General features: G+C 70.5%; 10 protein-coding genes. 5 read left to right on the forward strand and 5 right to left on the reverse strand.

The features are described 5' to 3' along the window. The first annotated feature begins 204 nt into the window (after positions 1 to 204). The 5 genes from B9G49_RS15230 (at position 205) to B9G49_RS15250 (ending at position 1,667) form a co-directional block, all read left to right on the forward strand. Complete coding sequence (locus B9G49_RS15230; RefSeq protein WP_049932448.1) at positions 205 to 471, forward strand: hypothetical protein; 267 nt, start codon at positions 205 to 207, stop codon at positions 469 to 471. A 4-nt stretch (positions 472 to 475) separates the two neighbouring features. Further along, positions 476 to 610, forward strand: coding sequence for a DNA-directed RNA polymerase subunit P (locus tag B9G49_RS15235; protein WP_004049526.1), 135 nt, complete (start codon positions 476 to 478; stop codon positions 608 to 610). 28 nt (positions 611 to 638) lie between these two features. Further along, complete coding sequence (locus B9G49_RS15240; RefSeq protein WP_086216939.1) at positions 639 to 890, forward strand: KEOPS complex subunit Pcc1; 252 nt, start codon at positions 639 to 641, stop codon at positions 888 to 890. A gap of 119 nt (positions 891 to 1,009) precedes the next feature. Continuing rightward, positions 1,010 to 1,396, forward strand: coding sequence for a prefoldin subunit beta (locus tag B9G49_RS15245; RefSeq protein ID WP_008440520.1), 387 nt, complete (start codon positions 1,010 to 1,012; stop codon positions 1,394 to 1,396). Between the two features lie 4 nt (positions 1,397 to 1,400). After that, complete coding sequence (locus B9G49_RS15250; RefSeq protein ID WP_049932451.1) at positions 1,401 to 1,667, forward strand: DUF3194 domain-containing protein; 267 nt, start codon at positions 1,401 to 1,403, stop codon at positions 1,665 to 1,667. Between the two features lie 66 nt (positions 1,668 to 1,733). On the opposite strand, the gene B9G49_RS15255 is transcribed toward B9G49_RS15250, so the two are convergent. The 5 genes from B9G49_RS15255 to B9G49_RS15275 all read right to left on the reverse strand — a co-directional run. Further along, positions 1,734 to 2,288 carry a GMP synthase subunit A gene (locus tag B9G49_RS15255; protein ID WP_049932452.1) on the reverse strand — a complete coding sequence of 185 codons (555 nt, stop codon included), beginning with the start codon at positions 2,286 to 2,288 and terminating at the stop codon, positions 1,734 to 1,736. A 105-nt stretch (positions 2,289 to 2,393) separates the two neighbouring features. Continuing rightward, positions 2,394 to 3,905 (reverse strand): tRNA pseudouridine(13) synthase TruD, encoded by a 1,512-nt coding sequence (truD, locus tag B9G49_RS15260; protein ID WP_049932453.1) that lies wholly within the window; start codon positions 3,903 to 3,905, stop codon positions 2,394 to 2,396. After that, the gene (pth2, locus tag B9G49_RS15265) at positions 3,906 to 4,244 is read right to left on the reverse strand and encodes a peptidyl-tRNA hydrolase Pth2 (protein ID WP_049932454.1); all 339 of its coding nucleotides are present in this window, start codon (positions 4,242 to 4,244) and stop codon (positions 3,906 to 3,908) included. 105 nt (positions 4,245 to 4,349) lie between these two features. Continuing rightward, positions 4,350 to 5,150: a bacteriorhodopsin gene (locus B9G49_RS15270; protein ID WP_049932498.1), complete on the reverse strand. Its 801-nt coding sequence runs from the start codon at positions 5,148 to 5,150 to the stop codon at positions 4,350 to 4,352. Positions 5,151 to 5,350: 200 nt separating this feature from the next. Continuing rightward, positions 5,351 to 6,824, reverse strand: a 1,474-nt coding sequence (locus B9G49_RS15275) for an NAD(P)/FAD-dependent oxidoreductase (protein WP_086216940.1), incomplete at its 5' end; no start/stop codon positions are given.

The raw sequence follows: 6,824 nt of genomic DNA on the forward strand, positions 1-6,824 counted from the left end.
CACCTCCCCAGCCTCGTCACTCGCCCTCGCTTCGCTTCGGGCGACTGACTCCCTCGCGCGTGCCCCTCGCGGCCGCCGCTTCGCTCCGGCCGCTCGCAGGCACGCGCCGCCGTCACATCCGGTTGCCTTCTCTCGTCGCGCGTGACTTTCCAACCGCCGCGACTCGCAGCCTTTTTACCTGCGCTGGCGGTAGGAGTGGCTACTATGGCTGAGGACAAGGCTCGAAGCACCGGCAGCGCGGGCCGATTCGGCGCTCGCTACGGCCGGGTCGCCCGCAAGCGGGTCCAGGACATCGAAGAGGAGATGCGCAACGCGACCGTCGACGGCGACGACGTCAAGCGCGTGGGTACCGGCATCTGGGTCAACGAGGAGACCGGCGAGACGTTCACGGGCGGCGCGTACCGCCCCGAGACGCCCGGCGGTCGCACCGTCCGCCGCTCCATCCGCGCCGCGCTCGCCGACGAGGAATAGGACGATGAGCTACAAGTGCTCCCGCTGTAAGCGCGACGTCACCCTCGACGAGTACGGCGGCGTGCGCTGCCCGTACTGCGGCCACCGCGTCCTCCTGAAGGAGCGCGGCGGCGACGTGAAGGAAGTGAACGTCGAGTAATCCGACGCTTTCGTCTCCCTCTCGGACCGTGACGCGCGCACATGAGACGGTCCTCTCGTTCACCTACCCCTCCGAGCGGCGCGCACGGGTCGTGGCCGACGCGCTCGGCCCCGAGATCGGCGAGATCGACGACGCCCGCTCGGCCGCGACGGTCGACCGCGAGGGCGACGCGGTCCGGGTCCGCGTGCTCGCCGACGACCTCGTGGCGCTGCGCGCCGGCGTCAACAGCTGGTCGCGACTGATCGCCGTCGCCGAACGCGTCGGTACCGGCCGCGATTGAGGATCACCGGAGATGCCGATACGGCGGCCTTTCAGTCCGCTGCGCTGCGAATTGTCCCTCGTCGGAGAAGTAAGGGGTTTTTCTGTCCGGGCCGCCTCGGTCCGCCCATGCAAGGGAACATGCCGCCCGAGGCACAGGAGAAGATCGAGGAGCTGCAGGAGCTTCAGGAGACCGCACAGCAGGTCGCCGAGCAGAAGGAGCAGGCGCAGTCCGCGCTCAACGAGTCGAAGACCGCCCTCGACGCCCTCGAAGATGTCGACGAGGACGCGGGCATGTACCGCGAGATCGGCGAGGTCCTCGTCGAGACGGACTACGAGTCCGCCTACGACGACCTCGAGGACAAGGTCGACTCGCTCGAGGTCCGCGTCGAGCAGCTCACGAAGCAGGAGGAGCGCGTCGAGGAGCAGTTCGACGACCTCCAGAGCGAGCTCCAGCAGATGCTCCAGGGCGGCGCCGGCGGCGGCGGCCCGATGGGACCGGGCGGCCCGGGCGCCGGCGGCGCGTAAGGCCGTGGCCGACGACGCCGACGCCGCCTCGGACCCGAGCGACGATGAGGTCGTTCGCACCGCCGCCGAGGCGGCCGAGGGGATCGTTTTCAAACACTACGACCAGTCGGCCGTCACGGATCTCGACGTCACCGTCACCTTCGAGGACGGGGTCCTCGACGTCGACGTCTACCTCAACGCGCCCGCGGACGCCGAGCCAGACAGAGAGGCGGTCGCGCAGGAGGCGGTCGAGACCGCGGGCGAGGCTGTCGACGAGCTGTTCGACGAGTAGGCGCTCGCCGTCTTCTTCCGTTCTTTCACCGCCGCTACCGGTGGGCCTCGGGTCCGCGCGACGCCGTCAGGCCGACTCGCAGATCGCGACGAAGTTCTCGAAGACCTCCTCGCCGCGCTCCGTGTGCGCGACTTCCGGGTGCCACTGGACGCCGTACAGCCCCGCGTCCGGGTCGGCCATGGCCTCGATGCCGCAGACGTCGGAGGTGGCGGTGCGACCGAACCCGTCGGGCAGCTCGGTCACCTCGTCGGCGTGGGAGGCCCAGACGCGCGTCTCCGGCGCGAGCGAGCCGACGAGCGGGTCCTCGTCGTCGACGATCTCCACGTCCACGTCGGCGTAGCCGCCGTAGTCGCCCTCGCCGACCGCACCGTCGAGTTCGCTGGCGATCAGCTGCATTCCGAGGCAGATCCCGAGGACGGGGAGGTCGCGGTCGAGGTAGTCCGGTGCGTTCCCGACGCGGTCCATGTCGGGCCCGCCCGAGAGGACGACCCCGTCAGCGTCGACCTCGTCGGCCGGCGCGTCGGCCGAGACGATCTCGGTGTCGACGCCGAGGTCGCGGAGCGCCCGCCGTTCGAGGTGCGTGAACTGGCCGTGGAGGTCGATGACGACGATTCGGGTCATGGCCTCGATTGACGACAGCCGCACAAAAACGGCTCGGAACGTGTCGCAGTATCGTGGTGGTTTCCGCCGCCGCGAGGTTAACGAAAATACACAAACGCGGATCGATCAGAGGGCTAGCGGGCCGCGCTTCGTGAACTCGCGGAGCAGCACGGTCGCGTACGACCCGCTCGGCAGCGCGAACGCGAACCGGGGGTCGCCGTCCGCGAACGACGCGTCGAGGTCGGTCCGAAGGAGGATCGCCCGCCGGGTGCCCGCGGAGTCGAACTCGCCGGGGAGGTCGAAGTCCCCCGGCTCGATGCCGGCGTCCGCGAGCACCTCGCGTTCGATCTCGCCGGGCTCGCCGTCGCCGAGCTCCGTCTCGGTGCCCACCAGCGGCGCGGTGACGAACGCCCGCCCGCGCTCGCAGTGCCTAGCGACCACGTCGACGCGGTCGGCGTCGACCCGCTGGAGCCGGTCCGCGTCGGGCGCGTACAGCTCCCCGGGCGCGTCGCCGTCGGCGAAACAGACCACGTCGCCGGCGACGGGGCGGTCGAAGGGGAGGCCGCGGCGCAGCCGCTCGCTGATGATCCGGTTGAAGAGGAACGACTGCGCGGCGTTGACGAACAGCCGCTGGAGGTTCGAGGGAACGGCCTCCAGCGCGTGCCACCAGTCCTCGTCGTCGGGCGGCGCGTCGGGGTCGACGCCGCGGTCGGCGAGCCGGTGGACCATCGACCGCTCGAACCGGAGCTTCCCGGGGATCGCGTCGAGGCACGCGGCCCAGTCGCCGTCGCCCGTGCCGTCGGCGGCGCGACCGCCGTCGCCGGGACTGCCGTCGGCCCCGAAGCCGTCGTCGGCTCCGGAACCGTCGCTCACGCCGAAGGCCGCGTTCACACGGTCGCGCGCGGCGCGGGTGTCGTCCGGCTCCGTCTCGGCCGGGTTACCCGCGTACAGCCGGACCGCCTCGCGGGGGTCCTCGCGGGCGATCGCGAGCCCGACGACGTGGGTGACCGGTCGCCGGCTGCCGAAGCGCTGCTGGCCGAAGTAGTTCGGGACGCCGACGGTCGCCTCGATCGGAAACGCCCGCTCACCGGTCGAGGAGTCGTTCGGCCCGTCCGCGCCGCCCGCGAACGCCCGGAGGTCTTGTACCGCGTCCGCGACACGCTCGGGTGCCTCCCCGACCGCGTCCGCGACGCGGATCTCGAAGGCGTTGCCGGCGAGGTCGCCGAACGAGAGGCTCCGCCCCGCCCGGCCGAGCGCCTCGACATCGGCGCCGCGGATCTCGGGGAGCGCGTCCGCGTCGACCCCGCGGACCGTGAACAGCTGCGTGGTGACGGCGCGCTTGTCCTTCGTCCCCGCCCACGAGACGCGCTCGCGGCTGATCCCGAGGGCGTCCGAGAGCCGGCGCGCGAAGTCGTTCGTGTCCCAGTCGCGGAGCGTCGCCCGGACGACGAGTTCGGGGTAGCTCCCCGCTTCGGCGCCGAGCGGCTCCGCGTCGAACGCCTCCAGCTCCCGGACCCGAAAGTCCTCCGGCGACTCGCGGAGCCGGCCGCCGATCCCGTCGGCGTCGCTGACGTAGTACGCGATCCCGACGGCGCGCTCGGTCGGGTGCGCCTCGCGGAGGGTGCGTTCGGGGGCCATTCAGTACAGCGAGAGGTCGCCGGTCACGCGGTCGACGCTGTCGTCGCGGGCCGGCCCGACCGCGAGCGCGGTGACGGTGCCGGGCTCTAACTGCGTGTGCCCGGCGTCGCGGACGATCGCGTACGGGAGCCCCTCCCTGTCCGCCTTGTCGGCCAGCTCGAACAGCCGGCTCTCGGAGTCGCCCTTGAGGACGACCTTCTTCTGTCCCTCGCCCTGCCACTTCTTCCGCGCCCGCTCGCTCGCGTCCTGATACGCCGACAGCGACGCGTGCGCGGCCTGCGCGGCGAGCTTCCCCTCGCCCATCCCGATGTCCGTCCGCGCGACGATCGCCTGTTTCATGTCCCGATTCACCGCCGCCGCGGGTTTAGCGCTTTGCTCTCGGTCGTCACGCCGACCGCTGGCGGGCGAGCGACCGAAAAAAGATCCGCGAGAACGCGACCGGCTTCAGTCGTCGGCGGGCGCCGCACCGCTGCGCGAGCCCGAGCCGAGGCCGGACGCCACGTCGGCGACCGTCCGCTCGTTGTTGACGACCCACCGGAGCAGGAGGAACGCGAAGAGGTACTTCGCGACGATGTCCATCCCGCTGTACGCCCATGAGGTGATCGCGACGTCAAGCACCGCCAGCCCCTCGGCGCCGAGCGCCCAGAAGATCGGGTAGCCGAGCCAGAGGACCACGGTGAGCACCTTCAGCGTATTGAAGATGTCCGCCGTCCCGGCGATCTCGGCGTCCTCGGCCCACTCGGCGAGCAGGATGTAGAGGACGACGACGAAGAACGCGCAGCTGATCGCGTACCACACCCAGCGGAGCAGGTACGAAGACGTCGTCAGCGCGGCCGCGAGGCCGGTGACGCACATCCCGATGTCGGCCACGACGGCCGTGAACAGCTTCGTGGTGTTCGACCCGGCCAGCAGGCCGAGCGCGATGAGGATCATCGGCGTCGACAGCGCCCACGTGAGGTACCGGCCCCACGGGGTGAGAACCTCCTGCCCGGCCAATGCGTGGCCGGCCGGCATTTCGAGGAAGCTCACCGTGAGCCCGGAGACGAGGCCGGTGTAACTGGAGATAGAGACCAGCGGGACCATCAGCGTGGCCACGAAAATCAGTTGCGCGCGCGGGTCCTCCACGTTCCGGCCCATGTACACGAAGAGGAGGATCGAGAGGCCCGCGAGGGCGATGTTGATCCAGAGCGACGAAGCGAGGAGCGTGTCGCTCTGAACGGCCTCGAAGATCTGCGTTTGGGTCATTTCGAGCGGGACCATTCCGCCTGCGAGTATGTCGGCCGCTGCTGTTTCGATCATGCGACGGTGTGTATCACGTGGCGTATTTATTAAATGTACCAACCTGACTGGTAAGGTTTTTCTAACAGATTCCGGAACCGACTCGTATTATTCGAAATATTCTTATTTATCGGTTAAATACCAGACGATCGTTTCGTCCCTCGCGGTCATCGACCGACCAGCGGGAGTCGGTCCAGCGGGCCAGCGCCGACGTCCGCCTCGACGGCGGCCGCGCAGTGTTCGCCGCCGAGCAGGCACATCGGCACCCCGATCCCCGGGTTGCTGCTCCCGCCGACGTAGTAGAGCCGGTCGGTCCCGCGGACGCGCGGCCCGGGGCGGAGCGGGCCGGTCTGTCGCATCGTGTGCGCGAGTCCGAGCGCGCTCCCGCCGGGCTGGTCGAACCGCTCGGCGAACTCGGAGACGCACGCGGACTCCTCGGCGACGATCCGGCCGCGGAGGTCGGCGCCGGCCCGCGACGCCACGGCGTCGAGGACGCGTTCCCTGAGCGCCGTCCGTCGCTCGGGGGTGTCGTCGAGCCCGGGCGCGAGCGGCACGAGCGTCACGACCGCCTCGTGGCCGTCGGGCGCGACCGACGGGTCGGTGCGCGAGGGCACGTTCACGTACACGACCGGGTCCGTCTCCCCAGTCGGCCACGCGGGGTCGTCGAATATCGCCGCGAAGTGCGGGTCCCAGTCCGTCGGCAGCGCGAGCGTGTGGTGTTCCAGCTCCGGCAGCTCCCCCTCGACGCCGAGGTACAGCAGGTGCGCCGCGGGCCCGTACGTCCGCCGGTCCCAGTAGTCGCCGACCCGCGAGACGGCGCCGTCGGGGAGCAGCTCGCGCTCGACGTGCGCCGGCGGCGCATTACAGACGACCCGGTCGTGGACGTAGCGGTCGCCGCCGAGCTCGACTTCGACGCCGCCGTCTATCGGCTCCAGCGCCGTCACCTCGACGCCCGTGTGAACGTCCGCGCCGGCGTCGCGCGCCACCGTTTCGACCGCCTCGATCACCTCGTACATCCCGCCCATGGGGTAGTAGACGCCGAGCCCGTAGTCGACGTGGCTCATCAGCTGGTACAGCGCCGGCGTGTTGTGCGGCGACCCGCCGAGGAAGACGAGCGTGTACTCCAACAGCTGCCTGAGCTTCGGGTGATCGACGTACGACCGCACCGTCTCGTCGAGCGTGGAGAGGAGGTCGAGCTCCCGTCCCCCGGCGAGGACGTCCAGCGAGAGGTAGTCTCGGAACCGCGATCGTCCGGGGAGCACGAACCGGTCCATCCCCGCGTCGTACGCTCGCTCGGCGTCGGCGAGGTACTCGCGGAACGCCTCGCCAGCGCCCGCCTCGTACGACTCGAACAGCTCGGCGGCCGCGTCGGGATCGGCGGGCACGTCGGCGCTGTCGCCGTCGTCCCAGAAGACGCGGTAGTGGGGGTCGAGCCGCGTCAAGTCGTAGAACTCCTCGGTCGACCGACCGAAGTCGTCGAAGAACCGGTCGAACAGGTCCGGAAGGAGGTACCACGACGGCCCGGTGTCGAACCGGAACCCGTCGAGTTCGATCCGACCGGCGACCCCGCCGACGCGCTCGGCGCGCTCGTACACCGTCACCTCCGCGCCGGCGGCCGCGAGGTACGCCGCCGCGGAGAGC

Origin of the sequence: Halorubrum sp. SD683 (genome assembly GCF_002135045.1) — an archaeon.
Classification (GTDB): Archaea; Halobacteriota; Halobacteria; order Halobacteriales; family Haloferacaceae; genus Halorubrum; species Halorubrum ezzemoulense.